Genomic DNA, 25,627 nt, shown 5'->3' on the forward strand with positions numbered 1-25,627 from the left:
GCCGGGTGGCCGCCGCATCGGCTGTTGCCAATACAGTCGATGCGATTGACCGATACAGAATAACCATTTTCCGGGTCACTGTACATGTCTGTACCGGTCAGGCTCTCGTAGGATCGTTCCATCCACCCATGGGGCGACGTCCGCCTTCGGGACACCTTGATCGAGCCAAGCCTGCGGAGACGCGCGATGAACATGATGCAAGAACTGAATCTCGACATGACGGCGTTCTGGATGCCGTTTACCAACAACCGCCAGTTCAAGCGTTCGCCCCGCCTGCTGACGCGGGCCGAGGGCATGTACTACACGTCGTCGGACAATCGCCGGATTCTCGACGGCACCGCCGGTCTTTGGTGCGTGAACGCCGGTCACTGCCGCACGGAGATCGTCGAGGCGATCCGGCAGCAAGCTGGTGAAATGGACTTTGCGCCGACGTTCCAGATGGGGCACCCCAAGGCGTTCGAGGCGGCAGCCAAGATCGCCGGAATCACCCCGGAAGGGCTCGATCGCATCTTCTTCACGAACTCGGGGTCGGAATCGGTCGACACTGCGCTGAAAATCGCGCTCGCCTACCATCGCGCGCGCGGCGAAGGTCAGCGCACGCGCCTCATCGGCCGCGAGCGCGGGTATCACGGCGTGGGCTTCGGCGGCATCTCCGTGGGCGGCATCTCACCGAACCGCAAGGCCTATTCGGGCCAATTGCTGCCCGCTGTCGATCACCTGCCGCACACGTTCAACCTCAAGGAAGCCGCGTTCACCAAAGGACAGCCGGCGTGGGGCGCACATCTGGCCGACGAACTCGAACGTCTGGTCACGCTGCACGACGCATCGACCATCGCCGCCGTGATCGTCGAGCCGCTTGCCGGCTCCACCGGCGTGCTCGTGCCGCCGCAAGGCTATCTGCAAAGGCTGCGCGAAATTTGCGACAGGCACGGCATTCTGCTGATCTTCGACGAAGTGATTACGGGCCTCGGCCGTCTGGGCAAGCCGTTTGCGGCGCAGTACTTCAACGTGACGCCGGACATCATCACGATGGCCAAGGGCGTCAACAACGCGGCCGTGCCGATGGGGGCCGTCGCCGTGAAGACAGGCGTGCACGACACCATCGTCGATGCCGGCAACACGGGCGCCATCGAGTTCTTCCACGGTTATACGTACTCCGGTCACCCGCTGGCGGCCGCGGCGGCATGCGCCGCGCTGGACGTCTACAGGAACGACGGTCTGTTCGAGCGCGCCGCGAAGCTCGCGCCGCACTTCGAGAAGACAATCCACGGCCTGCGCGATCTGCCGAACGTCCTCGACATTCGCAATTTGGGAATGGTCGGCGGCATCGAGCTCGCCACGCGCGACGGCAAACCGGGCGCGCGTGCGCACGAGATCTTCGTGAAGTGTTTCGAGAAAGGCGCGCTGGTACGCTACACGGGCGACATACTGGCGTTCTCGCCGCCGCTCATCATCAACGAGGCGCAGATCGACGAACTGTTCGGCATCGTGGCCGAAGCGATTCGCGAGACGGCATAAGCGCCTGCCGTCGCAGCGAAATTTCAGCGCACCGGCGCGATTTCGATGCCTTCGTTGAGCAGAAAGCCGCGAATACGCTCGGCGAATGCCAGGGCGTGTTCGCCGTCACCGTGCAGGCACACGGTTTGTGCCCGAATGGGCACGAATGTGCCGTCGATGGCGCGCACGCGTTGTTCCTTGACCATCATCAGCGTCTGCGCGAGGGCATCCTCTTCTCGCTCGATCAGCGCGCCGGGTGTGCCGCGCCTGACCAGCGAGCCATCCGGGTTGTAGCCCCGGTCGGCAAAGACCTCTTCCACGGCCGTCATGCCCGCCGCGCGCGCCGCCTTCACCATTTCGCCCCCGGCCAGACCGAAGATCGCCAGATCGGTGTCGAAGGCGCGAATCGCCTCGACCAGCGTTTCGGCCAGCGCCGGATCGCGCGCCGCCTGGTTGTACAGTGCCCCGTGCGGCTTGACGTGCGTGAGCCAACCGCCCTGCGCGCGCACCACCGCAGCAAGTGCGCCGATCTGATACAGCATGCCCGCACGGATTTCGTCGAGCGGGAGCTGCATTTCGGTGCGTCCGAAATTCTCGCGGTCGGGGAAACTCGGGTGCGCGCCGATGGCCACGCCGTTCTCGAGCGCCCAGCGCACGACCTGCTGCATCGTACCCGCGTCACCCGCATGCCAGCCGCAGGCCACGTTGGCGGAACTCACGAGCGCGAGCAGCGCTTCGTCGTAATCGCAACCTTCCCCGAGGTCCACGTTCAGATCGATCTTTGTCATGCATTCTCCTGCTGCGGGGGGGGGGGCGCCGGGGCGCACCGGCGTCTCGCCCTTTTTGCTCTCTCAACCCTGCCGCCCCCGGAAGTTCCGGTCTTTCACGCGCGCAGGCGTGAGATGGCGGTCAGCTTCGGCGCGCGCAATATGCCGCGATCGTGCCAGGCGAGCGCGCGCTCGACCTGTTCAAGATAACGCAGTTGTTCGCGCAGCGCTTCGCGCGCTTCGGCCGCCGTGCATTCCGAGAAATAGAGCGTGCTTCCCAGCCGTGCCTGCCCGAGCCGCCAAAGATCCGCCGTGATCACCGTGCCGATCTTCGGGTAGCCGCCGGTCGTTTGCGCGTCGGCAAGCAGAATGATCGGCTGCCCCGAGGGTGGAATCTGGATCACGCCCGGCACCACGCCGTGGGAGAGCAAATCGTGCAAGCGGTTCTTCTTGCGTGCGAGCGGCTCCGGCCCGGACAGCCGATAACCCATGCGATTGCTGTTGGGCGTGACCTGCCATGGGTCCTCCCAGAAGCGCTTGTGCGTTGCCGCCGTGAAGTCGTCGTACTCGGGGCCGGGCAGCACGCGCACGCGATGCGCCAGTGGATCGGACAGCCACAGCGGCGGGCGCACGCCCAGTGGCTGCACGTTGCGCGCGGCGCTCCCGGGGTGGCCGATCGGAATGCGGTCGCCGTCATGCAGCGCGCGTCCCTCGAAGCCGCCGAAGCCCGCTGTGAGGTCGGTGCTGCGCGATCCCAGCGTTTCGGGCACGTCGATCCCGCCCGCCACCGCCAGATACGTGCGCATGCCAAAGCGCGCCGGACGCAGTGTCAGTGTCTGGCCGCGGGCAACGGGAAAGCGCCACCACGACCACACGGCCTTGCCGTCCAGATCGGCGTGGCAGTCGGCGCCGGTTAGCGAGACGAGCGTGGCCGACGTGAAGCGCAGCACGCATGAGCCCATCGTGATTTCGAGGGTGGCGGCGCTCAGGTCGTTGCCCACCAGGCGGTTGGCAACGACACAGGCGAGCGGGTCGAGGGCGCCGCCGCTGGCGACACCGAACTCACGCTGACGGGTTCGGCCCAGATCCTGAACGGTCGTGAGCAGGCCGGCACGCTGGATATCGATCACAGGTCGAGACTCGCGATGGTGAAACGCACGCGGTCGCCCGGCGCCAACAAAGCGGGCGGGCTCGCGGCGGGGTCGAACAGAACGCTCGCGGCGTGGCCGATGATCTGCCAGCCGCCGGGCGAATCAAGCGGGTAGATACCGGTCTGCTTACCGCCGATGCCCACCGAGCCGGCCGGTACGGCGAGCCGCGGCTCCGCGCGGCGGGGCGTGGCGATCGATTCGTCCAGACCGCCCAGGTAGGCGAAGCCCGGCTGGAAACCCAGAAAGTAGACGATGTACTCCGGCGCGGCATGACGTTGCACGACGGTCTTCGGTTGCAGACGGGCATGCCTGGCGACCTCCGCCAGATCCGGACCGTGCTCGCCGCCGTAATGCACCGGGATCTCGATGTCGCGTCCGACTTCGCCGGCGGCGGGTGGCGTCTGCCAGGCGTCGCGCAAGCGCTCGGCCAGCATCTCGATATCGGTGGCGAGCGGGTCGAACAGCAGCGTGAGGTTGTTCATGCCGGGCACGACTTCGCGCACGTCGGGCCAGTTGCGGGCGAGAGCCGCCAGGTGCCAGACACGGCGCTGTGTGGCGAGCGTGGCGGACGTGGCGCTGGCGCCGCCTTCGCACACGAGCGCACTTTCGCCGAGCGGCAGAATCTTGAGCGTAGTCATGAACGGGAGGGAAGGGCCGACGCCGCCGAAGCGGGGCGCACGAACGTGGCGGATTCCGTCACGACGGCGTCGAGCGCCAGATCGTGTGCTTCGGCGCGAAGTTGTGCGATTTCCAGCGCGTCGTAGGCGATGCCGAGAGTTCGCGGCGCGGGGGACATCGCATGCAGCGTGCGGTCGTAGAAGCCTCCGCCGTAGCCGAGCCGCAAACCGTCGCGGGTAAAGCCGACGCATGGCACGAGCAGCAGGTCGGGCGCCAGCACATCGGTGTCGCGCGGCACGGGAATACGATAGCGGCCTTCCACCATGGGAGTGCCCGGTGTCCAGCGGTGGAAGACGAGCGGTGCGTCCGGTGCGGTGACCACGGGCAGGGCGGCGGACCGGGTGGCGCCTGCCGGGGCTTGCGCGAGCCATGCGGCAACGACGTCACGCGCATCGAACTCGCCCTGGATGGGCCAGTAGAACCCGATGCACCGCGGGGCGCGCCGGACAAGCTCGCCGGACAGTCGCGCAGCGAGCGCGGCGTCGCGCGCGGCGCGGTCTTCCAGCGTGCGTCGAGCGTCGAGCAGTGCCTTGCGCAACCGGGCCTTCGCGGCCGGTGCTTCCACCTCTGCCCTCGCCCCTTGATTTGCCCCGTTTCCCGACGTCTGAGCCGCCGTTTCGGCGGGGTCCCGTGCTATGCTTGGATTCACTTTTTACCCGACGCTCCCGAAGATGTCCGAACGTTTGACCCGAGTATATCGCGCCGCCGCGCTTGCCCTGACCGCTGCCGCGCTGGTGGCATGCAGCACGACCCAGGCGACCGGCCGTCCCAAGGCGCATACGGCGGTGAGCCGCTCGGCAACGTCTGCCGATGCGCTCTCCCAGCGCTCGCCGGACGACATCTTCGTCCAGCTGCGCGACGCTGCGCGCAGCAACGACACGCCGCGCGTGATGGCGCTCGCCGCGATGCTCACCGACTACGACGTGCCGTCGTACGTTCAGTATTTCCAGATCAAGTCGCGCATGTTCGATCGCTCGGGCAAGGCGCTCATCGATACGCCAGACGACGAAATTCGCGCCTTCCTGCGCGCGTACGACGGTCAGGCCATCGCCGATCGCATGCGCAACGACTGGCTGCTCGTGCTCGGCAAGCGGCACGACTGGCGGACCTTCGACGCGGAATACCCGAAATTCGTGCTCGATGACGATACGCAGGTCAAGTGCTATTCGCTGATGTCGCGGGCGTCGCGCGGCGAGAGCGTCACGCAGGCGGCCACCGATTTGCTGACCACGCCCAGGTATTACGGCGAGGGTTGCGTCGACATGATCAATACGCTGGCCGCGAGCGGCCAGTTGCCGCGCAAGGAAGTCTGGCACCAGATACGTCTGGCTTACGAGGAGAACTACACCTCGCTGGGCAAGCAGATCGCCGATGCGCTGGGCGCCGCGCGTCCGGACGACAGCCTGCTCGATATGGCGGCATCGCGGCCGGCGCAGATTCTCGCGCGCGGGGTGGATGGCTCCGAGGCATCGCGTCAGCTGGCATTGCTCGCGACCGTTCGCATGGCCCGCTCGGACGCCATGCTCGCCGCCAGCAGCTTCGGCGGCATTGCCGGCGGCCTGTCGCAGGAGGAGCGCGCCATCGGCTGGGGCGCGATCGGCATGCGCGGCGCGCTCGCGCAGAACCCGATGGCGATCAACTGGTACCGTCAGGCGGGCAACGCCAGGCTCTCGAACACGGCGCAGGAATGGAAGATCCGTGCGGCCTTGCGCGCAGGTGACTGGAACCTCGTGCGCATGGGCATCGAGGCGATGCCGGCGGCGCTGCGCGACGATGGCGTCTGGACTTACTGGTACGGTCGCGCGCTGCGTGAAGCCGGCCAGGCCGACGCCGCGCGTGCGCAGTTCCAGAAGATCGCCTCGCAGCCGAATTTCTATGGCCAGTTGGCGAACGAGGAACTCGGCAACAAGACGATGCTGCCGCCGCGCACCATCGTCACGCAGGCCGAGATCGACGCCAACCGCTCCAACCCCGGCTTTCTGCGTGCGGCCAAGTTCTACGATCTGGGCCTGCGTTTCGAAGGCAATCGCGAGTGGAACTGGGAATTGCGCGGCATGACGGACCGTCAGCTGATCGCCGCAGCGCAATACGCCAATGGCATCGAGCTGTTCGACCGAGCCGTGAACACGGCGGATCGCACGAAAGTCGAGCACGATTTCACGCTGCGCTATCTCATGCCGTTTCGCGACAAGGTCGATCGCTTCTCCAGGAGTGTCGATCTGGACGAAGCGTGGGCGTATGGCCTGATTCGCCAGGAGTCGCGTTTCATCATCAATGCCCGCTCGTCCGCGGGCGCCGGTGGTCTGATGCAGGTCATGCCCGCCACGGCCAAGATGGTCGCCAGGCAGATCGGCATGGATTACAGCCCGGGCATGATGCACGACATCGATACCAATATCCGTCTGGGTACCAGCTATCTGTCGGGAATCTACAATCAGTTCGACGGATCGGCCGTGCTGGCGTCTGCCGGTTACAACGCAGGCCCGGGGCGTCCGCGCACGTGGCGCTCCACGCTCGAACGTCCGGTCGAGGGCGCGATCTTCGCGGAGACGATCCCGTTCAACGAGACGCGTCAGTATGTCGAGAACGTATTGTCGAATACGACGTATTACTCGGCCATCATCACGGGCCGTCCGCAATCGCTCAAGGAGCGGCTCGGCGTAATCCTGCCCCAGTGACCGGGCAGCGGCCGGCGCCGCGTACCCACAGTCATACCGCGGAGGTGACGCATGCGCTATAACGTTTGTGTCGTCGGGGGCACCGGCTTCATCGGTAGCCATCTGGTAGCGAGACTGGTGACGATGGGACACGTCGTGCGCCTGCCGACGCGACGTGCCGAAGCCGCCAAGGCCCTCGCCGTGCTGCCCGGCGTGGAACTCGTGGAATGCGACGTGCACGACCCCCGCGCGCTGGAGCGTGTCATCGCCGGCAGCGACGCCGTCATCAATCTCGTCGGTATTCTGCACGGCGAGCGCGGCACGCCTTACGGCCGGGCATTTGCGCGGGCGCACGTCGAGCTGCCCCGCAAGATCGCGCAGGCCTGCTCGGATCGCGGCATTGCGCGCCTGCTTCACATGAGCGCGCTGGGCGCCGATTCGAACGGCCCGAGCATGTACCAGCGTTCGAAAGGCGACGGCGAGGTGGCGATTCGCGAGACGGGCATTGCCGCCACGATCTTCCGTCCCTCGGTGGTGTTCGGCCCCGGCGACCATTTTCTGAATACGTTCGCCAGGCTGCAACGCCGTTTGCCCATCGTGCCGCTCGCGGGCGCGAAGGCGCGGTTTCAGCCGGTCTATGTGATGGACGTTGCGCAGGCGTTCGCCAACGCGCTCGACAACGACGTTACCGTGGGCAAGACGTACGAGCTTGGCGGCCCGGACGTCTACACGCTGGAGGAACTGGTGCGCTTTGCCGGTGCGGCGTGCGGGTGCGGGCGTCCGATCCTGCCGTTGCCGGACAGCACGGCGCGGCTCCAGGCGGCGATCTTCGAAAAACTCCCGGGCGAGCCGATCCTCACACGCGATAATCTCGACTCGATGACGGTCGACAACGTCATGACAGGCCCGTTGGCGCCGGAACTGGGGGTGGTGCCGAACGGGCTGGAGATCGCCGTCGATTATCTCAACGGCGGCCACTGGGAAAAGCGCATGTCGGACTATCGGCGTTTCGCCGGCCGCTAACGTTCCGCCACGTTCCGCCACGCTTCGCCCGCCCCCCATCCTTATCGTTTCGCGCCATGCAACTTATCATCGCCAACAAAAAATACTCTTCGTGGTCGATGCGCCCGTGGGTGCTGCTCAAGCACTTCGGCATCGACTTCGAAGAGAAGAACGTATGGCTCGCGCAGCCCGACTCGCGCGAGCAGATTCTGCGGTATTCGCCCACGGGGAAAGTGCCGTGTCTGATCGATAACGGCATCACCGTGTGGGACTCGCTCGCGATCTGCGAATATCTGGCCGACGCCTATCCGCATCTGCCGCTGTGGCCGGCATCGCTCGGCGCCCGCGCCCACGCCCGCAGCATCTGCGCCGAGATGCACAGCGGCTTCACGGCGCTGCGCACGAACATGTGGATGAACGTCGCCGCCCATTGGCCGGGCGCGGGCGCGACGCCCGAGGTCCTGGCCGACGTGCAGCGCGTCGAAGCCATTTGGGAAGACTGTCTCGCGCGTTACGAGGGGCCGTTCCTGTTCGGCGATTTCTCGATTGCCGACGCGTTCTACGCGCCTGTCGTGATGCGTTTCGCGACGTTTGAGCCAGCGTTGTCGGTGCATGCGAAAGCCTATGCCGAGCGCATTCGTGAAGTGCCGACGGTGCAGTCGTGGGTGGCCGGTGGACGCGCCGAGACGCAAAGCATCCCTTTCTACGACGTGCGCCCATGAAGATTTACGCTGTGGGCGGGGCCATCCGTGACGAGATGCTGGGCCTGCCCGTCAAGGATCGCGACTATGTCGTGGTCGGCGCGACGCCCGCGGAAATGGTCGCGCAAGGCTTTCGTCCCGTTGGCCGCGACTTCCCCGTGTTCCTCCACCCGAAGACCCAGGCCGAGTACGCCCTCGCCCGGACCGAGCGCAAGACGGCGCGCGGCTATCACGGCTTTGCGTTCTACTTCGCACCGGAAGTCACACTTGAAGAGGATCTGATCCGGCGCGACTTCACGATCAACGCGATGGCGCGCGAAGTCTTGCCGGACGGCAGCCTGTCCGAGGTGCTCGTCGATCCTTATGGCGGCAAGCGCGATCTGGAGGCACGGCTGTTCCGGCATGTCGGCGAGGCGTTTGCCGAAGATCCGGTGCGGATTCTGCGATGCGCCCGATTCGCGGCGCGTTTCACCGACTTCTCCGTGGCCGGGGAAACGCTCGCGCTCATGCAGCGGATGACGGCGAGTGGCGAAGTGGACGCGCTCGTGGCAGAGCGCGTCTGGCAGGAAATCTCGCGCGGATTGATGGAGCGCCGGCCGTCGCGCATGTTCGATGTCTTGCGTGCGGCCGGCGCGCTGGAGCGCATTGCGCCGGAGGTGGCGCAACTGTGGGGCGTGCCGCAACGTGCCGACTACCATCCGGAAGTGGACACCGGCGTGCACGTGATGATGGTGCTCGACTACGCCGCGGCGCGGGGCTTTTCACTGCCGGTGCGCTTCGCCGCGCTCACGCACGATCTCGGCAAGGGAACGACACCGGAAGACGTGCTGCCGCGCCACATCGGCCACGAAGGGCGCAGCGTCGGATTGCTCGGGCCGTTATGCGCGCGCCTGCGCGTGCCGGTCGATTGCCGTGAACTGGCGGAGGTCGTCGCGCGCGAGCACGGCAATATCCATGCGAGCCGGAAGTTCGGCGCGGGAGCGCTCGTGCGGTTGCTGCAGAGGTGCGACGCATTACGCAAACCTGAGCGCTTCGTCGAGGTGCTGCAAGCCTGTGAAGCGGATGCACGCGGGCGCGGCGGCGACTTCGCCACCGCGCCGTATCCTCAACGCGAGCGTCTGATGGCGGCGCTCGCGGCGGCGCGCAGCATCGACGCGGGTGCGGTTGCGCGCCGGTACGCCGGTCAGCCCGAGAAGATTCGCGAGGCGGTGCAAGCCGCGCGAATCGATGCCGTCGAAGCTGCCGGTCTGCGTGGCGAGGACGGCTGAATGTCTTATTCGAACGCCTTGTCGTTCGGATTGGCGTAAAGCTGCTTGAGTTGATCGCTCATCGGGAAGTTGAAGCTGATGTTCTTCGGCGGCACCGGCGTTTCGAACCACTTCTTGTACATCGCATTGATCTCGCCGCTCTTCATCACGCCGGCCAGGGTGTCGTCCACCAGCTTTTTGAATTCGGCGTCGCCGTGTTTCATCATGAAGCCATAGGCTTCGAACGATTGCGGCGAGCCGGTCACGACCCAGTCGTCGGGATTGCGGCCCATGGTGCGTGCGCCGGCAAGCAGCACGTCGTCCATCATGAACGCCTGCACACGGCCGCCTTGCAGCATCGTGAACGACTCGCCGTAATCCTTGCCCGAGATCACGTTCATGTTCATCTTCTTCTCGTTGTTCATCTTGTTCAGGATGCGCTCCGAGGTCGTGCCCGCATTCGTGACCACCGACTTGCCCGCCAGATCCGGGAAGTCCTTCACGCCGGAATTCCTGTTCGTGAGCAGACGCGTGCCGGCCACGAAGAACGTGTTCGAAAAGTTGACCTGCGCCTGACGCGCCTTGAGGTTCGTCGTCACGCCGCACTCGATGTCGACCGTGCCGTTCTGCACGAGGGCGATGCGGTTCTGCGAGGTGACGGGAATGAACCGCACTTGCAGATCGGGCTTCTTCAGCCGGGTCTTCACGGCGTCGACCACCTTGTTGCACAGGTCCTGCGAATAGCCGATGACCTTCTGATTGTTGTCGTAATACGAGAACGGGATCGACGACTCCCGATGGCCGATCGAGATCACGCCGCTGCTTTCGATCTTTTGCAACGTCTCCGATGCGCCCTGGGCCACGGCCGCTCCTGCCGTCAAAGTCATCGCTACGCCCAGTATCCCTCGCATCACCCCGGTCAATCGCGTCTTGATCATGTCCTGCTCCTGAAATGGTCGTCGCATGTGATTCACGTCTGAATCATTTGTTTCATGGTAATTTTTTTGCAACAAATGATCAAATCATTGTTAACCCTGAACCTCGGGACGGACCGGAACAGATGGGGTGGGCCTGCAGACGTGAGACGTGCGATGGCAACGGGAGGAAGCGGGCGCCGCCTTGCGCGAGCCGTTGGAAAGGACGGTGCCGGCGAGCGATGGTCGCGGACGAAGGCAGCTGTCGGGGGCAGCGGATATGCGGTGCAACAGGTGTTGCGAGGCGGCGGGCGAAGTCACGCCGGGATGCCAACGGCGGTGGGTGCCGCCGGCGGGATAAGCGCGGGCGTTACAGCAATCGAATCAACAGATTGAAGACGAGCGAGAGCAGGACGGTCGAGGCGAACGGGAAGACCATTTCCTTGCCACGCCAACGCAGGCGTACGTCGCCGGGCAGGCGGCCGATGCCGAGCTTGGCGAGCCACGGCGCGGCCGCCGAGAGAACGCAGATCGCGAAGAAGATCGTGAACATCCAGCGAAACATCGGCGGCTCCCCGGTCGGTGGTGTGCTCAGAGGGCGTGGCTGCGCTCGCCGGTGGCGAAGCCGTTCAGACCGGCCCATTCGTCCATGCCCCGCCCGAAGGCGATGACCTTGAACAGTTCGCCCATTTCGGCTTCCGACAGCAGCTTCTGCGCGGCGGAGGCGGCGGGCAGGAACGTCTTCGGATCGGTGGGATCGAGGGCGCTCATCAATTCGACGATGCCCGCATTCATCAGGAAACGCGCCTGCGACGTGAAGCCGAGCAGATCGAGGCCGGCTTCGACGCCGGCGTCGGCAATGCCGGAAAATTCCACGTGCGCGGTGATGTCCTGCAAGCCCGGGTAATAGAACGGATCGTCGTGAGCGTGATGGCGGTAGTGGCACATGAGCGTGCCGCCCGAGCGTTGCGCGTGGTAGTACTCGCGCGCCGGGAAACCATAGTCGATCAGCAGCAGCACACCGCGCGCAAGCAGTGGCGCCACGCTGCGCACGAATGCCGCGGCCGCCTCGTGGGTCTCGGTGAGGTATTCCTGCGTTGGCGGCAGATCGGCCAGCCTGTCGAGCGCTTCCGGCAGCGGGCCGGCAGGGCGGCGTTCCTCCCAGGCGAAACCGTCCGGCGTGAGCACCACGCCGCGCTCGAACCAGTGCGGTTCACGATTTTCGTCGGGACGTCTCGCCCACAGGCGTACGGGCATGGCATCGAGGACTTCGTTGCCGAGCATCACGCCATGGAAGGCGTCGGGTAACCGGTCGAGCCACGTCACGCGACCGAGAAGATGCGGCGCGGCCTTCTCGATGGTCGCACGCTGGCGCGCACGCAACTCGCCCGAGAGCTCCATGATCGCGTACTGCTCGCACGGCACACCGTCGGCGTCGAGCGCGAGCAGAAGGTCGGCGGCAAGGCGTCCGGAACCGGCGCCGAACTCCAGCACGCGTGCGTCGCCCGTCTGCTCGAAGATCTCGGCGAGTTGGCGGGCCAGCGTCCGCGCGAAGAATGGCGTGAGTTCGGGGGCCGTGACGAAGTCACTGCCATCGGCGGCCAGCCGTCCGAACTTGGCCGCGCCGGCGGCGTAATAGCCCAGGCCGGGGGCGTACAACGCCAGTTCCATAAAGCGGTCGAACGGTAGCCAGCCGTCGCTTGCAGCGATGGCGTCGGCGAGATGAACCGTGAGGCGGCGCGAGTGTTCGAGCGCGTCCGTCTCCGGAACGGGTAAACTATGGGGTTTCGGTGCGGCCTGATTCATGCGGGCATTGTAACGGAGACGGTGCGGGCTGGCTGCTATCGTTGGGATAAGCGCGTCCGTGGGCATATTCGGTGATTTTTGCACCGGGTTTTGCCGGTTTTCGATGATTTTCGCGAGTATTTCGCCATTTCCCGCAATGCTCGCCGTCCGCATGCGGACGCGGGAGGCGGCGGCGGCCGGATGCGTTGCGCTGTCCGTGTGGCTCCGGGCCGCCCGAAGTTCGTCTCTCTATCTGCCCAGTGACAGGCATTCGACAGGAATTCGCCGCATGACCGTTGCATCGACGCCACGCCCCGCATCTGCCGCCAGCGGCCTCGCCGGCACGCCCGACGTGCCGCGCGTCGCGCTCGTGACAGGCGGCGCGCGCCGCATCGGCCGGGCCATTGCGTTGCAGCTGGCGGGCACGGGTTGGGACGTCGCGGTGCACTACGAGCGTTCGCACGACGAGGCGCTCGACACTGTCGCTGCCATCGAGGCGATGGGCCGCCGCGCGGTGGCGTTGCAGGCGTCGCTGGCCGACGAGGCCGCCACGGCCGGCCTGATCGGCCGTTGTCGCGAGACGCTGGGCGTGCCGCGCTGTCTGGTGAACAATGCTTCGCGCTTCGAGTATGACAGTGCCGACGACTTCGGCTATCAGGCGCTGGAGCGTCACATGCGGGTGAATGCGGGCGCGCCGCTCGTGCTCGCGCGCGAGATGCATGCGGCACTTGGCGAGACGGGGCGCGGCGTGGTCGTCAATCTTCTCGATCAGAAGCTGGCGAATCCGAACCCCGATTACCTGTCTTACACGTTGTCCAAGGCGGCGCTCGACGTGGCGACGACCCTGCTGGCGCAGGCTTTCGCGCCGCGTTTGCGTGTCGTCGGCGTGGCGCCGGGCGTCACGCTGCTGTCCGCCGACCAGACGCCGGAGGGTTTCGCCGCCGCCCATGCGTCGACCCCGCTGGGCGCATCGTCGACGCCGGAGGACATCGCTCAGGCGGTGGCTTATCTGGCCGACGCGCCCGCCGTCACCGGCACGGTGCTGTATGTCGATGGCGGCCAGCATCTCGCGAGTTCGTCGCGCGACGTGAAATTCCTGACCGAGCCGGCCGATGCCGACCGGTCTCGTTGATTGTCATTACGAGTCTTCAAAATGCATAGCGCTCTTTCCCACCCTCGCCTGATGGACTGCCGTCGCATGTTCCTGCGCGACTACGAGGTGTTCATCAATATCGGCGTGCACGATCATGAAAAGCGTGGCGAGCAGCGCGTGCTGATCAACGTGCAGTTGTTCGTGCCGCTGGCCGACAGCACGCCCACGGAAGACAAGCTCGACGAAGTCGTCGACTACGACTTCATGCGCGAGACCATCGCCAGGCGGGTGGGGCAGGGCCATATTCACTTGCAGGAAACCCTGTGCGACGACGTCGCGCGTGCGTTGCTGGCGCATCCGCGCGTGCGTGCCGTGGGGGTGTCGACCGAGAAGCCCGACGTTTATCCCGATTGCCACTCGGTGGGCATCGAAGTGTTTCAGATGAAGGATGCCTGACATGAGTGCCGTCATGCCCGAGACCGGCGCGCCGTTGGCGGCGACCGGCAATGCCGCCGCCGATAGCGTGAAGAAAGCGCAGAAGCTGGCGTTCGAAAACAACAAGCTCGAAAAGCGTCTGTTCCGTCTGACGGGGCAGGCCATCGGCGACTACAACATGATCGAGCAGGGCGATCGCGTGATGGTGTGCATGTCCGGCGGCAAGGACAGCTACGCCATGCTCGACATCCTGCTCAAACTGCGCGAGCGCGCACCGATCGATTTCTCCATCGTCGCGGTGAACCTCGACCAGAAGCAGCCGGGCTTTCCCGAGCATGTCCTGCCGGACTACTTCCGCGCCATCGGTGTGGATTTCCACATCGAGAATCAGGACACGTACTCCATCGTCAAGCGCGTGGTGCCCGAGGGCAAAACCACGTGTTCGCTGTGTTCGCGCCTGCGTCGCGGCATTCTGTACCGCGTGGCGGGCGAACTCGGTGCGACGAAGATCGCGCTGGGGCACCATCGCGACGACATCATCGAGACGTTGTTCCTGAACCTCTTCTATGGTGGCAAGCTCAAGGGCATGCCGCCGAAGCTGCAATCGGACGACGGCAAGAACGTGGTGATTCGCCCACTCGCCTATGTGCGCGAGCCGGATCTGGAGCGTTACGCCGAGTACAAGCAGTTCCCCATCATTCCGTGCACACTGTGCGGCAGTCAGCCGAACCTCAAGCGCGCAGAGATGAAGTCGCTCATCCGCCTGTGGGAGAAGCAGCATCCGGGGCGCATCAAGTCGATTTTCAGCGCGCTGTCGAATGTGGTGCCGTCGCACCTCATGGACACGAATCTGCACGACTTCAAAAATCTGCGCGCGACCGGACAACCCGACCCGCTCGGTGACATTGCGTTCGACGAGGCGCCCTGCGGCGATGAGAACGATGCGGGCATCATCCGTATCACTCAATTCGACGACTGAGCGCCATCGGAACCGTTTGTCAGCCGTCTTCCCGATGCGTCCCGGCCATTGACCGGCGGGACGCGGGAACCTGAATCCAGCCATCCTATTTTCGAATCGTTTGACGCCATGAATATTGTGATTCTCGCCGCCGGCATGGGTAAGCGCATGCGCTCGAAGTTGCCCAAAGTGTTGCAACCGCTGGCCGGCCGCCCGCTGCTCTCGCACGTGATCGCGACGGCGCGCAAACTGGCGCCGGGCAAGCTTATCGTGGTGATCGGGCACGGCGGCGACGCCGTGCGCGAAGCCGTTGCCGCAGAGGGCGTACTCTTCGCCGAACAGACCCAGCAACTGGGGACGGGGCACGCCGTGCAGCAAGCCGTCTCATTGCTCGACGAATCGGCACCGACGCTCGTACTCTACGGGGATGTGCCGCTCACTCGCGCCGAGACGTTGCAGGGCCTGGTCGACGCGGCCGGCAGCGACAAGCTGGGCGTGCTCACGGTCGATCTGGACGACCCGAGCGGCTATGGCCGTATCGTGCGCGACGCCTCGGGTAACGTGCAGCGCATCGTCGAGCAAAAGGATGCCAACGAAGCCGAACTGGCGATTCGCGAAATCAACACCGGCATTCTGGTCGCGCCGACGTGTGCGCTCAAGGGCTGGCTCGGCGGCCTGAAGAACCAGAATGCGCAGGGCGAGTACTATCTGACCGACGTGATCGCGTGCGCCGTCGCCGACGGGGTGAGCGTCGTGACTACGCAGCCGGCCTTCGCATGGGAGCCGAGCGGGGTGAACGACAAGGCGCAGCTCGCCGGACTGGAGCGCGACTATCAGCGCAATGCGGCGGGGGCGCTGCTCGCGGCCGGCGTCACGCTGATCGATCCGGCGCGATTCGACGTCCGTGGCGAGATCGAATGCGGCACCGATGTGTCCATCGATGTGAACTGCGTATTCGAAGGCAAGGTGACGATCGGCAATGGCGCGTCCATCGGTGCTAACTGTGTCATCCGCAACAGCACGATCGGTGCCGGCACGCGTATCGAGGCGTTCAGCCATCTGGACGGTGCGACGGTCGGAGCGGACGCGCATATCGGACCGTATGCGCGGCTGCGCCCTGGCGCCGATCTGGCAGACGACGTGCATATCGGCAACTTCGTGGAAGTGAAGAACGCGTCGATGGCGAAGGGCGCCAAGGCCAACCATCTGGCGTATGTCGGCGATTCGACCGTGGGCGCGCGCGTGAACATCGGCGCGGGCACGATCACGTGCAACTACGACGGCGCGAACAAGCACCGCACGATCATCGAGGACGACGTCTTCATCGGTTCGGACACGCAACTCGTCGCCCCCGTTACGGTGCGCCGGGGCACGACCATCGCCGCGGGCACGACCGTGTGGAAGGACACGCCGGAAGATTCGCTGGTGCTAAACGGCAAGACGCAGGAAGCGAAGGCGGGTTATGTCCGTCCGCGCAAGCAGAAGCAGTAAAATCGGCAGTTATGTGCCGGTGAACCGCGGGAACACGTATACGCGGGCGCCGGCGGATTGAAGCGGATCTCATCCGATCGAACGAGCCGGAATTTCCGGCATTCAAGGAAGCGAATATGTGCGGCATTGTCGGCGCGGTAGCGCGACGTAATGTAGTACCGGTGTTGGTCGAAGGGCTGCGCCGTCTGGAGTATCGCGGCTACGACTCATGCGGCGTGGCCGTATTGAAGGACGGCGTACCGCAGCGTGCGCGCAGTGTGTCGCGCGTGGCCGACCTCGACGAGCAGCTCACACAGACGCAATTGGCCGGCGAGACGGGCATTGCTCACACGCGCTGGGCGACGCACGGCGCACCGGTCACGAATAACGCGCACCCGATCTTCTCGCGCGATGAAGTGGCGCTGGTGCATAACGGCATCATCGAAAACCACGAGAGCCTGCGCGACGAATTGCGCGGCCTGGGTTACGAGTTCGTGTCGCAGACCGACACCGAAGTCATCGCGCATCTGATTCATCACATGCTGTCCAATGGTGCGGCCGGCGACCTGTATAAGGCGGTGCGTCTGGCGACGCGCCGTTTGCACGGGGCATATGCCATCGCCGTCTTTCGCAAGCAGGAGCCGCACCGTGTCGTGGGTGCGCGTGCGGGCTCGCCGCTGGTGGTCGGCGTGGGCGAAGGCGAAAACTTCCTCGCTTCCGACGCGCTGGCGCTCGCGGGTACGACCGATCAGTTCATCTATCTGGAAGAGGGCGATGTCGTCGAGCTCTCGCTCGATGGCGTGAAGATCGTCGATCGCAACGATAACGCCGTCGAGCGCGAAGTGCGCACGGTGCAGGCCTATACGGGCGCAGTGGAGTTGGGGCCGTATCGCCACTACATGCAGAAGGAAATCTTCGAGCAGCCGCGCGCCATCGGCGACACGATGGAAGGCGTGGAAGGCATCTCGCCGACGCTTTTCGGCGAGAACGCCGAGGCGACACTCGGCAGCGTGGACTCGATTCTGATTCTGGCTTGCGGCACGAGCTACTACTCGGGCATGACGGCGAAGTACTGGCTGGAGTCGCTGGCGCAGATCCCGACGCAGGTCGAAGTGGCGAGCGAATATCGCTATCGCGACAGCGTGCCGAACCCGAAAACGCTGGTGGTGACGATCTCCCAGTCGGGCGAGACGGCCGATACGATGGCGGCGCTGCAACACGCACAGTCGCTGGGCATGACGAACACGCTGGCGATCTGCAATGTGGGCACGAGTGCGATGGTGCGCCAGACGGCGCTGCACTACCTTACGCGCGCGGGCACGGAAATCGGTGTGGCGTCGACGAAGGCATTCACGACCCAGCTCACGGCCTTGTTCCTGCTCACGTTGACGATTGCGAAGTTGCGCGGTCGCCTCTCGACGGCGCAGGAAGCGGAATATCTGACGCAACTGCGTCATCTGCCGGCGGCGCTCAACAGTGTGCTGACGCTGGAGCCGCAGATCATCGCGTGGGCGGAAGAGTTTGCGCGGCGCGAAAATGCGTTGTTCCTCGGGCGCGGCCTGCACTATCCGATCGCTCTGGAAGGTGCGCTCAAGCTCAAGGAAATCTCGTACATCCACGCTGAGGCTTACCCGGCGGGCGAACTGAAGCATGGCCCGCTGGCATTGGTGACGGAACAGATGCCGGTGGTGACGGTCGCGCCGCGCGATGCGCTGGTGGAAAAGCTGAAGTCGAACATGCAGGAAGTGCGGGCGCGCGGCGGCCAGTTGTATGTCTTCGCCGACTCGGACACCGAGATCGCGAACGCCGAAGGCTTGCACGTGATCCGCATGCCGGAGCACTACGGCCAGCTTTCTCCGATCCTGCATGTCGTGCCGCTGCAACTGCTCGCGTACCACACGGCGTGCGCACGCGGTACCGACGTCGACAAGCCGCGCAACCTCGCCAAATCGGTAACGGTGGAGTAAGCGCCGGCCTTACGCTTGTGGCGTGGCCGACCACACGGCGAGTTCGTAGCCGTCCGGGTCGAGAAAGTGGAACCGGCGACCGCCGGGAAACGAAAATACCGGGCGGCTGATCCTGGCGCCGGCCGCTTCGATGCGTCGTTGCGTTTCCGAAAGGTCGTCGGCGTACAGAATGACCAGTGGCCCGCCGGGACGGACGGCTTCGCCTGTCGTGAAGCCTCCCGTCAGACGGCCATCCGTGAATTCCGTATACGTCGGGCCGTAGTCGGTAAACGTCCAGTCGAACACGCTGCCGTAAAAGGCCTTGCTGCGCGCGATGTCGCTGACGTTGAACTCGATATTGTCGATCTGGCGATCGGTGCCTCGGTGGCTCATTCGTGGTCTCCGTGGGATGGCTGCGCGTCCGGCAGCGCGTAGCAAAAATGGTAGGCGTGCTTGCCGTCGGTAATGTCGATGACCAGGCTGCCTGTCAAACCGGCGAGCGCCTCGGTGCCGGAATCGGGCACGACGGTAATCGATTGCGTGGGGACACCGCGCGTCATCGTGCAACTGTGCTGCAACACGAATGTGCCGCTACGCCCGTGAAGCGTGCCGCGTACCGTCTCCATCGCAACGTACCCGGCGGAGCCCGGCGTATCGCTGCGAAACGACAGCATTTCGCCCTTGCCGGTGGCGCTCAAATCGCCGTGATACGTCTTGTCGAGGGAGAGACGTCCGAGCGCCGTATCTTCCGCGACCGTGCTTAGCGGTTGCGGCGCGAGTTGAACGTCGAACGGCCCCTTCGCCGAGACGTTCACATTTGCCATGTTCGTCACGTCTGCACTCCTTACCTGAGTACTGTGTTTTTGTACAGTGTACCCGAACGCGAACAAGATGCAAGGCCGGCGGTGCAGGTTTCGGCTAGCCCGGCCCAGCGCCCCAACAAAAAAGGGAGTCCCGCCAGGGACTCCCCAAAAAAGCCGGGAGCACTCAAATCAACTACAAAAACATCTCGCGAAGACGTTGGCTCAGAACTTGTGGCGCAGGCCCGAGATCACGGCCGTCTGCGACTTCGTGCTCGACGCACCGCCAGCACCGTTGATCGATGCCGCCGTCGCGTCGCCCGCTGCCTTCTGATAGATGCCGACCAGATACACGTCGGTACGCTTCGAGAGCAGGTAGTCCACCGCGGCGTTGACCTGGTGGTACTTCGGGCTCAGGTTGGCGAGCGTGGCGCTACGCGTGCTGGCGTCCGTGTACGTGTACGACAGGCCGAGCAGCAGCGCCGGCGTAAGGTTGTACGTGCCGTTCAGTTCATAGTTCGACACACGTGCGCCCGTGCCGCCGACATAACGCAACTGCGTGTTGCTGTACACGAAGCCGACGTTGGCCGGACCGAACTTGTAGCTGCCGCCGGTGGCGAATACGCGCTGCTTGTCCACGCCCACCGTTGCCGTGCCGACCTTCGCCGAATAGAAATCGCCACTGTAGTCGCCGACCACCGCACCGCTGGTGTTGCCGCCGTTCGGCGTACCGACTTCCAGGTAACCGATGCCGAACCTGAACGGACCGTTCGCGTAGCTCGCGCCCAGACTCCATGCACGATTGTTAGCGAAACCGTTGCCCGGCGTGCTGCTGCTCGGCTGGTTCGAGAAGCCATACAGGCCCCCGAACGAGAAGCCGGCGTAGTTCGCGCTCGTGTATTTGATCGAGTTGTTGATGCGGAACGAGTTATACAGGTTGTCGACGTCGCCGACGTGGGCGCCGAGCTTCGTGGCAAACTGTTTGGCAGACGTGAGGCCGCTCACGAAGTCCACCACGGAGTCATATTGGCGGCCGATGGTCAGGCTACCGAACGTCTTGTTCGACAGACCGACGAATGCCTGACGGCCGAACTCGCGGCTGCCCTGACCCAGTGCGCCGTTCGTGATGTTGAAGCCGTTCTCCAGCGTGAAAATGGCCGACGTGCCGCCGCCCAGATCTTCCGAACCCTTCAGGCCCCAGCGGTTGCCCGATTGCAGGCCGTCGGCCGTCGTGAAGTTCTTGCTGCCGCCGACATTGCTCACATAGGCCAGACCGCCGTCGAGAATGCCGTACAGCGAGACGTTGCTCTGTGCGTGTGCAGCACCGGCAGCGGTGGCTGCGATAACGCCACACAGTGCGGCGGCCAATTGCGTCTTTTTCATCGGTCGATTCCTCTATCGATAACTTGGTAATCAATTCGAACCCTTCGCCCGCGAACGGACGCCCCGTGGGTTCGGGCCGAACTATATCGAACGGAACCGCGATTCCATAGGTGTATTAACGAAAACGCACGCGAGATGTCTTGCCGTTGCAACGTATCGGATGCCCGGCGGACGAATGTCAGAAATTTCATTGTCATGACACATGCTGGCCGTATAAACGGAATGGGCGCAAAGTGAAGTGGTCGCACGGACACTTCGGCGTGCGAATCTTGTCAACGCGTCGACTTCACCGCATCCATGCATGCGACGGTGTCGTCGTACGCGGCGCACGCGGACTGCGCCATGCGTCGCGTGCGCTCCGCAACCAGCACGGCATACCGCCTGCGCACCTTGTCGGCGTAGCGTCGGCGCAGCGTCGCGCGCGCGTCGCCCGTCCCCGCGTTGTAGGCGCCGACAGCCTCCCATCCATAGCCATACTGGCGCACGAACCCCGCGAGTATCCACGCGCCCGCGGTGATCGACGCGCAGGCGTCGTCGCGCAGACGTCGCTCCGTGACGCCGTACCGTGAGAGCTTCGGCAAATGGATGCTGTTGATCTGCATGAGTCCGATGTCGTACGTGCCGTTGCGATTCGTGTTGCGCGCCGTCATGTCGAGATTCGATTCGACTTGCGCTATGGCATAGAGCAGCAACGGGTCGAGGCGATAGCGCTCGGCAGCCACATCCCAGCAATCGGCATAGGCGCGCGGGGCGTGCAGCGCCGAGGCGGCCGATAGGGCAACGAACATGACGACCGCGACTTTGCGCACGCGGAGGTGTGTCGGGTTCATCGGGCAATGTCCGGTATCGGCAAGGGGGCGTTTCCCGCGTATGTGCACTCTGGGAAATTATCGCCGTGCCCGCGCAACGCCGACTTTCAAAATGCGCTCCGGCGCGCGCGATGTGCAGGATCCGGCGAGGCGCGCCGAACCGATCCGCCGCCATCCGTGAAGGGACTTCGTCGCATGGAATGACGAAATGACATGAATAACGACTGTTTCGTCACGAAAAATATATTTATCGACGAAATGACGCTACATTTCATCGTCGCGTCTCCCTAGAATTGAAGCACTGGCGCGCCGGCGGCATGAACCGCGCGGCGCATCGACCGGCGTTCGTGAAATGGGGGACAACATGAAGAAGATCGCCTTGCTGGGTGCGGGACACATCGGTCAGACCATCGCACGCTTGTTGCACGACAGCGGCGATTACCAGGTGACGGTATTCGACCGGAATGCGAAGTCCCATGCCGTCGTGCGCGACCATGCGCATGCCTTCGTCGAACTGTCGCATCACGACACCGGGTCGCTCCAGCGCGCCGTCGCTGGTTTCGACGCCGTGGTCAACGCGTTGCCGTACACCATGGCGACAAGTGCCGCGACCGCGGCCGTGGCGGCCGGGTGCCACTATTTCGATCTGACGGAGGACGTGGCCGCCACGCACGCAATCGCGCAACTCGCGCAGGGCGCTTCGACGGTGCTCATGCCGCAATGCGGATTGGCGCCCGGGTTCATTGCCATCGCCGCGCACCATCTCGCTGCGGCGTTCGATCAGGTCGATTCGGTGAAGATGCGTGTCGGTGCGCTACCGGCGTTCCCGACCAACTCACTGAAGTACAACCTCACCTGGAGCGTCGACGGTCTCATCAACGAGTACTGCCAGCCCTGCGAAGCCATACGCGACGGCGTCCGGCTTAGCGTGCAGCCGCTGGAAGACCTGGAGCATTTCTCGCTCGACGGCGTGGAATACGAGGCATTCAACACGTCGGGAGGACTGGGAACGCTGTGTGAAACGTTGGCCGGGCACGTGCGCGACCTCGACTACAAGTCGGTGCGTTATCCGGGCCACGGCGCCTTGATGAAAGTGCTGCTCAACGAGTTGCGGCTGAAGGACGATCAGGAAACGATCAAGACGATTCTCAAACGGGCGATTCCCAGCACGTTGCAGGACGTGGTGCTGATCTTTGTGGTCGTGAACGGATTGCGCGCTGGCGTGCTTACGCAAGAAGTCTTCGCGCGCAAGATCTTTGCGGAGCGCAACAACGGGCATAGCGCCAGTGCCATTCAGATCACGACGGCATCGGCCGTCTGTGCCGCCGTCGACATGTTCTTTGCGAAACAACTGCCGCAGCGGGGCTTCGTGCGGCAAGAGCAGATCGCGCTGCCGGACTTTCTGGCCAATCGCTTCGGCCAGGTCTACGCGCACTCCACCCACATCGAATCGCTTTCCTGAGCGCGGCACGGCGCCCCAAAAGAATGGCGGCCTGCCAAGCGGCGCCCCCGCGCCGCCGGGCCGTCGTCAAGGAAAACATGTCGACAGTGCCTGGCGAAGGCGTAGCCGCCACGGGGAGACAGCACCGTACGTTTTGACATCGCATATCGCGCGCGAGGCGGGATGAGCGCCGGATCGGCGGTGTAGCTCGCGCCCTTGACGAATTGGGGGGGATAAATTTCCTGAAATTGATATTTTTAGGAAAAATTTACCTAGTGCGCTGTCCCAAAAATAACTTTATGTAACATATCCTTGCCTTATGATCGAGTTATGGTGGACTGGAGGTGATCATGGGGCGCAAAGGAATCGAGATTGTGATGTCGGAACTGGAGCGAGAACAATTGTTATCGATGAGCCGCTCTCGTTCGCTGCCTCATTCCCTGGTCCGTCGGGCAAAGATCGTCTTGATGGCCGCTGACGGTCATACGAACCAGGAAATCGCAATGCGGTGCGAAGTGACGTCACCGGCGATCACGCACTGGAAGAAACGGTTTGTCGCGCATGGCCTTGCCGGTCTGCATGATGAAGCCCGCCCGGGCCGACCGCGCGCACATGACGACGAAGCAGTGGCCGAGTTGTTGGCGAAGGTTCTGCATGAGAAGCCGGCTGGCGCAACGCACTGGAGTGTGCGCTGCGCTGCCGCGCAAACGGGTATTTCGAAGAGTTCGGTGGCCCGGTATCTGTCGTTGTTTGGCGTGCAGCCTCATCGTTCGAAGAGCTTCAAGCTTTCTACTGATCCGTACTTTGTCGAGAAGGTGCGCGATATTGTGGGTCTGTACCTGAGTCCGCCGACCAATGCCCTCGTGCTGTGTGTCGACGAAAAGAGCCAATGTCAGGCGCTCGAGCGTACGCAGCCGATGTTGCCGATGGGGCTGGGCTATCTCGAAGGAGTGACGCATGACTACGTTCGGCATGGCACCACGACCTTGTTCGCGGCGCTCAATGCAGCAACGGGCGAAGTCATCGCGCAATGCAAGCCGCGCCACCGGCACCAAGAATTCCTCGCGTTCCTCAAACATATCGACCAAGCGGTTCCGGCTGATCTCGATGTGCATTTGATCGTCGACAACTATGCGACACACAAGCATCCAAAGATCAAAGCGTGGTTGGCCAAGCATACGCGCTACCACATGCACTTCACGCCGACCTACTCGAGTTGGCTCAATCAGGTTGAACGCTGGTTTGGTCTGATTACGCAGCAGGCGATACGCCGAGGCTCGTTCAGAAACGTACGCCAACTCATTACCGACATCGAGCGCTATATCGATCAGTACAACCAGCACAAGCGGCCGTTCGTATGGACCGCGACAGCCGATTCCATACTTCAGAAAGTGGCCCGCTTATGCAAAGTTATTTCTGGGACAGCACACTAGAAACACGATTTTGACGGGTGAATCCGCAAGCCTTTTCTCAGTTCTGGCGCGTACGATCGACGCACTCTTTTTTGGCGGGGGCCGATCATGCGCGAGAACGACACACTTCATTACTTCGATTACGCGGCGACGACACCGGCGGACGCCGCCGTCATTGCGGCCATGGCCGACTGTCTCGGCGCAGACGGTGTGTTCGGCAATCCGGCATCCAGTTCGCACGCTGCCGGGGCGAGTGCGCGCCGCCTCGTGGAGCGCTCACGCGCGCAGGTTGCCGCCCTGATCGGTGCGGATGCGGCGGAAATCGTGTGGACGTCCGGCGCGACCGAATCCAACAACCTTGCCCTCAAGGGTTATGCCGAACTCGGGCAGGCGCGTGCGCATCTCGTCACCAGCGTTCTGGAACACAAAGCAATTCTCGACACAATGGCGTATCTGGAAAAGCGCGGTGCGCCCGTCACTTATGTGAAGCCGTCGGCCACGGGGGAGATAACGGCCGACGCAGTGGCGGCAGCCTTGCGTCCCGATACCGGACTGGTGTCGGTCATGCTGGTAAATAACGAGTTGGGTACGCTGACGGACGTGGCCGCCATCGCCGAAGCCGTGCATGCGGCCGGGGCACTGCTGCATGTCGACGCCGCACAGGCACTGGGCAAGACGCCCGTCGATGTGAAGGCCATGGGCATCGACATGCTGTCGATGTCGGCGCACAAGGTCTATGGTCCGAAGGGCATCGGTGCGTTGTACGTCAGCAAGGACGCGATGGCGCGCATTGCTCCGCAGATGCATGGCGGCGGTCATGAACGAGGTCTGCGTTCGGGGACGCTGGCGACGCATCAGATCGTGGGCATGGGCACGGCTTGCGAACTGGCAAGGCAACATATGACGGCCGATAACGAACGCATCGCCCGATTGAGCCGTCGCCTGCTGGACGGCGTGCTGGGGCTCGATGGCGTGGTACACAACGCAGCCCATGCATCGCGCATCGCGCATACGTTGAGCCTGACCATCAAGCATCCGGGTTTCTTCACGTTCATGCTCGACGGCAATCTGGCCGTGTCGTCGACCTCTGCCTGCAATTCGGCTTCCGGACAACCGTCGCATGTACTGAGCGCCATCGGGCTCGACAGCGAGGCGGCAAGCCGCACGGTGCGTCTGAGTCTCGGACGTTTTACTTCGGAGGCGTCCGTCGACTTTGCGATTGCCTGCTTCGAGCGCGTGGTGCGGCAGTGTCGCGCGTTGGCGGCGTAACGGTCGTTTTGCATCGGGGCGAAGCGAGACGCGACAAGAAGCGCGACAAGAAGAGCGACAAGAAGCGCGACGAGAGGGCGGAGCGGGAAGGGAAGCGGGAGACGGCAAGACGGGCCGTGATTCTGGCTGTCGCAAGTTGACGAATATTCAACGCGCCGGATTGCCGGTGGGTGGTTTTCGTCGACTTGTATTATGCTTTGAACCACTTGCGA

General features: G+C 63.9%; 23 protein-coding genes and 1 pseudogene. 13 read left to right on the forward strand and 11 right to left on the reverse strand.

From position 1 onward, the window contains the following. Positions 1 to 186: 186 nt before the first annotated feature. A complete protein-coding gene (gene aptA / locus AB870_RS01405; protein ID WP_418303979.1) occupies positions 187 to 1,518 on the forward strand; it encodes an omega-aminotransferase AptA in 1,332 nt (443 codons plus the stop codon). Between the two features lie 23 nt (positions 1,519 to 1,541). Here aptA and pxpA read toward each other — a convergent pair whose 3' ends face one another. The 4 genes from pxpA to AB870_RS01425 form a co-directional block, all read right to left on the reverse strand. Further along, positions 1,542 to 2,285, reverse strand: coding sequence for a 5-oxoprolinase subunit PxpA (gene pxpA, locus AB870_RS01410; protein ID WP_047906639.1), 744 nt, complete (start codon positions 2,283 to 2,285; stop codon positions 1,542 to 1,544). 95 nt (positions 2,286 to 2,380) lie between these two features. Beyond that, positions 2,381 to 3,394 carry a 5-oxoprolinase subunit C family protein gene (locus AB870_RS01415; protein ID WP_047906640.1) on the reverse strand — a complete coding sequence of 338 codons (1,014 nt, stop codon included), beginning with the start codon at positions 3,392 to 3,394 and terminating at the stop codon, positions 2,381 to 2,383. After that, the gene (gene pxpB / locus AB870_RS01420; protein ID WP_047906641.1) at positions 3,391 to 4,053 is read right to left on the reverse strand and encodes a 5-oxoprolinase subunit PxpB; all 663 of its coding nucleotides are present in this window, start codon (positions 4,051 to 4,053) and stop codon (positions 3,391 to 3,393) included. The genes AB870_RS01415 and pxpB overlap by 4 nt, the downstream gene beginning before the upstream one ends. Beyond that, positions 4,050 to 4,658: a 5-formyltetrahydrofolate cyclo-ligase gene (locus AB870_RS01425; protein ID WP_047906642.1), complete on the reverse strand. Its 609-nt coding sequence runs from the start codon at positions 4,656 to 4,658 to the stop codon at positions 4,050 to 4,052. Before AB870_RS01425 ends, pxpB begins: the two co-directional genes overlap by 4 nt. A 106-nt stretch (positions 4,659 to 4,764) precedes the next feature. Here AB870_RS01425 and AB870_RS01430 point away from each other — a divergent pair, with 106 nt between their 5' ends. Genes AB870_RS01430 through AB870_RS01445 form a run of 4 tightly spaced genes read left to right on the forward strand, consistent with a single transcriptional unit; the run spans position 4,765 to position 9,721 of the window. After that, entirely contained in the window at positions 4,765 to 6,771 is a 2,007-nt protein-coding gene (locus AB870_RS01430) for a lytic transglycosylase domain-containing protein (RefSeq protein ID WP_047908667.1), read from the forward strand. A gap of 51 nt (positions 6,772 to 6,822) precedes the next feature. Next, on the forward strand, positions 6,823 to 7,773 hold the full coding sequence (locus AB870_RS01435) for a complex I NDUFA9 subunit family protein (protein ID WP_047906643.1): 951 nt from the start codon (positions 6,823 to 6,825) through the stop codon (positions 7,771 to 7,773). A 56-nt stretch (positions 7,774 to 7,829) separates the two neighbouring features. Beyond that, positions 7,830 to 8,474 (forward strand): glutathione S-transferase family protein, encoded by a 645-nt coding sequence (locus AB870_RS01440; protein WP_047906644.1) that lies wholly within the window; start codon positions 7,830 to 7,832, stop codon positions 8,472 to 8,474. Then, positions 8,471 to 9,721 carry a multifunctional CCA addition/repair protein gene (locus tag AB870_RS01445; protein WP_047906645.1) on the forward strand — a complete coding sequence of 417 codons (1,251 nt, stop codon included), beginning with the start codon at positions 8,471 to 8,473 and terminating at the stop codon, positions 9,719 to 9,721. The genes AB870_RS01440 and AB870_RS01445 overlap by 4 nt, the downstream gene beginning before the upstream one ends. 5 nt (positions 9,722 to 9,726) lie before the next feature. Here the strand turns inward: AB870_RS01445 and AB870_RS01450 are convergent, their stop codons facing one another. The 3 genes from AB870_RS01450 to AB870_RS01460 all read right to left on the reverse strand — a co-directional run bounded on the left by AB870_RS01450 (position 9,727) and on the right by AB870_RS01460 (position 12,420). Further along, entirely contained in the window at positions 9,727 to 10,611 is an 885-nt protein-coding gene (locus AB870_RS01450; RefSeq protein WP_418303990.1) for a glutamate/aspartate ABC transporter substrate-binding protein, read from the reverse strand. A 373-nt stretch (positions 10,612 to 10,984) separates the two neighbouring features. Continuing rightward, complete coding sequence (locus tag AB870_RS01455) at positions 10,985 to 11,179, reverse strand: DUF2905 domain-containing protein (RefSeq protein WP_047906647.1); 195 nt, start codon at positions 11,177 to 11,179, stop codon at positions 10,985 to 10,987. Positions 11,180 to 11,205: 26 nt separating this feature from the next. Further along, the gene (locus AB870_RS01460) at positions 11,206 to 12,420 is read right to left on the reverse strand and encodes a class I SAM-dependent methyltransferase (protein ID WP_047906648.1); all 1,215 of its coding nucleotides are present in this window, start codon (positions 12,418 to 12,420) and stop codon (positions 11,206 to 11,208) included. Positions 12,421 to 12,688: 268 nt separating this feature from the next. On the opposite strand from AB870_RS01460, the gene AB870_RS01465 reads away from it, so the two are divergent. From AB870_RS01465 to glmS, 5 genes are all read left to right on the forward strand, one after another. Further along, positions 12,689 to 13,531, forward strand: a complete 843-nt coding sequence (locus AB870_RS01465) for an SDR family oxidoreductase (protein ID WP_237170022.1) — start codon at positions 12,689 to 12,691, stop codon at positions 13,529 to 13,531. 21 nt (positions 13,532 to 13,552) lie between these two features. Beyond that, on the forward strand, positions 13,553 to 13,948 hold the full coding sequence (locus tag AB870_RS01470; RefSeq protein WP_047906649.1) for a dihydroneopterin aldolase: 396 nt from the start codon (positions 13,553 to 13,555) through the stop codon (positions 13,946 to 13,948). 13 nt (positions 13,949 to 13,961) lie between these two features. Then, positions 13,962 to 14,906: a tRNA 2-thiocytidine(32) synthetase TtcA gene (gene ttcA / locus AB870_RS01475; RefSeq protein ID WP_047908669.1), complete on the forward strand. Its 945-nt coding sequence runs from the start codon at positions 13,962 to 13,964 to the stop codon at positions 14,904 to 14,906. Between the two features lie 108 nt (positions 14,907 to 15,014). Next, a complete protein-coding gene (gene glmU, locus AB870_RS01480; protein ID WP_047906650.1) occupies positions 15,015 to 16,376 on the forward strand; it encodes a bifunctional UDP-N-acetylglucosamine diphosphorylase/glucosamine-1-phosphate N-acetyltransferase GlmU in 1,362 nt (453 codons plus the stop codon). A gap of 116 nt (positions 16,377 to 16,492) precedes the next feature. Further along, positions 16,493 to 18,322: a glutamine--fructose-6-phosphate transaminase (isomerizing) gene (glmS, locus tag AB870_RS01485; protein WP_047906651.1), complete on the forward strand. Its 1,830-nt coding sequence runs from the start codon at positions 16,493 to 16,495 to the stop codon at positions 18,320 to 18,322. Between the two features lie 9 nt (positions 18,323 to 18,331). On the opposite strand, the gene AB870_RS01490 is transcribed toward glmS, so the two are convergent. From AB870_RS01490 to AB870_RS01505, 4 genes are all read right to left on the reverse strand, one after another. Next, positions 18,332 to 18,694, reverse strand: coding sequence for a VOC family protein (locus tag AB870_RS01490; protein WP_047906652.1), 363 nt, complete (start codon positions 18,692 to 18,694; stop codon positions 18,332 to 18,334). Further along, positions 18,691 to 19,125 (reverse strand): DUF3224 domain-containing protein, encoded by a 435-nt coding sequence (locus AB870_RS01495; protein WP_418303991.1) that lies wholly within the window; start codon positions 19,123 to 19,125, stop codon positions 18,691 to 18,693. The genes AB870_RS01490 and AB870_RS01495 overlap by 4 nt, the downstream gene beginning before the upstream one ends. Positions 19,126 to 19,326: 201 nt before the next feature. Further along, positions 19,327 to 20,484: a porin gene (locus AB870_RS01500; protein ID WP_047906653.1), complete on the reverse strand. Its 1,158-nt coding sequence runs from the start codon at positions 20,482 to 20,484 to the stop codon at positions 19,327 to 19,329. A 272-nt stretch (positions 20,485 to 20,756) separates the two neighbouring features. Beyond that, positions 20,757 to 21,314: a lytic transglycosylase domain-containing protein gene (locus AB870_RS01505; RefSeq protein ID WP_084663207.1), complete on the reverse strand. Its 558-nt coding sequence runs from the start codon at positions 21,312 to 21,314 to the stop codon at positions 20,757 to 20,759. 343 nt (positions 21,315 to 21,657) lie between these two features. On the opposite strand from AB870_RS01505, the gene AB870_RS01510 reads away from it, so the two are divergent. The 3 genes and pseudogenes from AB870_RS01510 to AB870_RS01520 form a co-directional block, all read left to right on the forward strand. Continuing rightward, complete coding sequence (locus AB870_RS01510) at positions 21,658 to 22,755, forward strand: saccharopine dehydrogenase family protein (RefSeq protein ID WP_047908672.1); 1,098 nt, start codon at positions 21,658 to 21,660, stop codon at positions 22,753 to 22,755. A gap of 329 nt (positions 22,756 to 23,084) precedes the next feature. Then, positions 23,085 to 24,167, forward strand: a complete 1,083-nt coding sequence (locus tag AB870_RS01515; RefSeq protein WP_047906396.1) for an IS630 family transposase — start codon at positions 23,085 to 23,087, stop codon at positions 24,165 to 24,167. Positions 24,168 to 24,254: 87 nt separating this feature from the next. After that, positions 24,255 to 25,412: pseudogene (locus AB870_RS01520) on the forward strand (cysteine desulfurase family protein); the annotation flags it as partial. Positions 25,413 to 25,627 lie beyond the last annotated feature (215 nt).

Source organism: Pandoraea faecigallinarum (assembly GCF_001029105.3).
GTDB classification, from domain to species: Bacteria; Pseudomonadota; Gammaproteobacteria; order Burkholderiales; family Burkholderiaceae; genus Pandoraea; species Pandoraea faecigallinarum.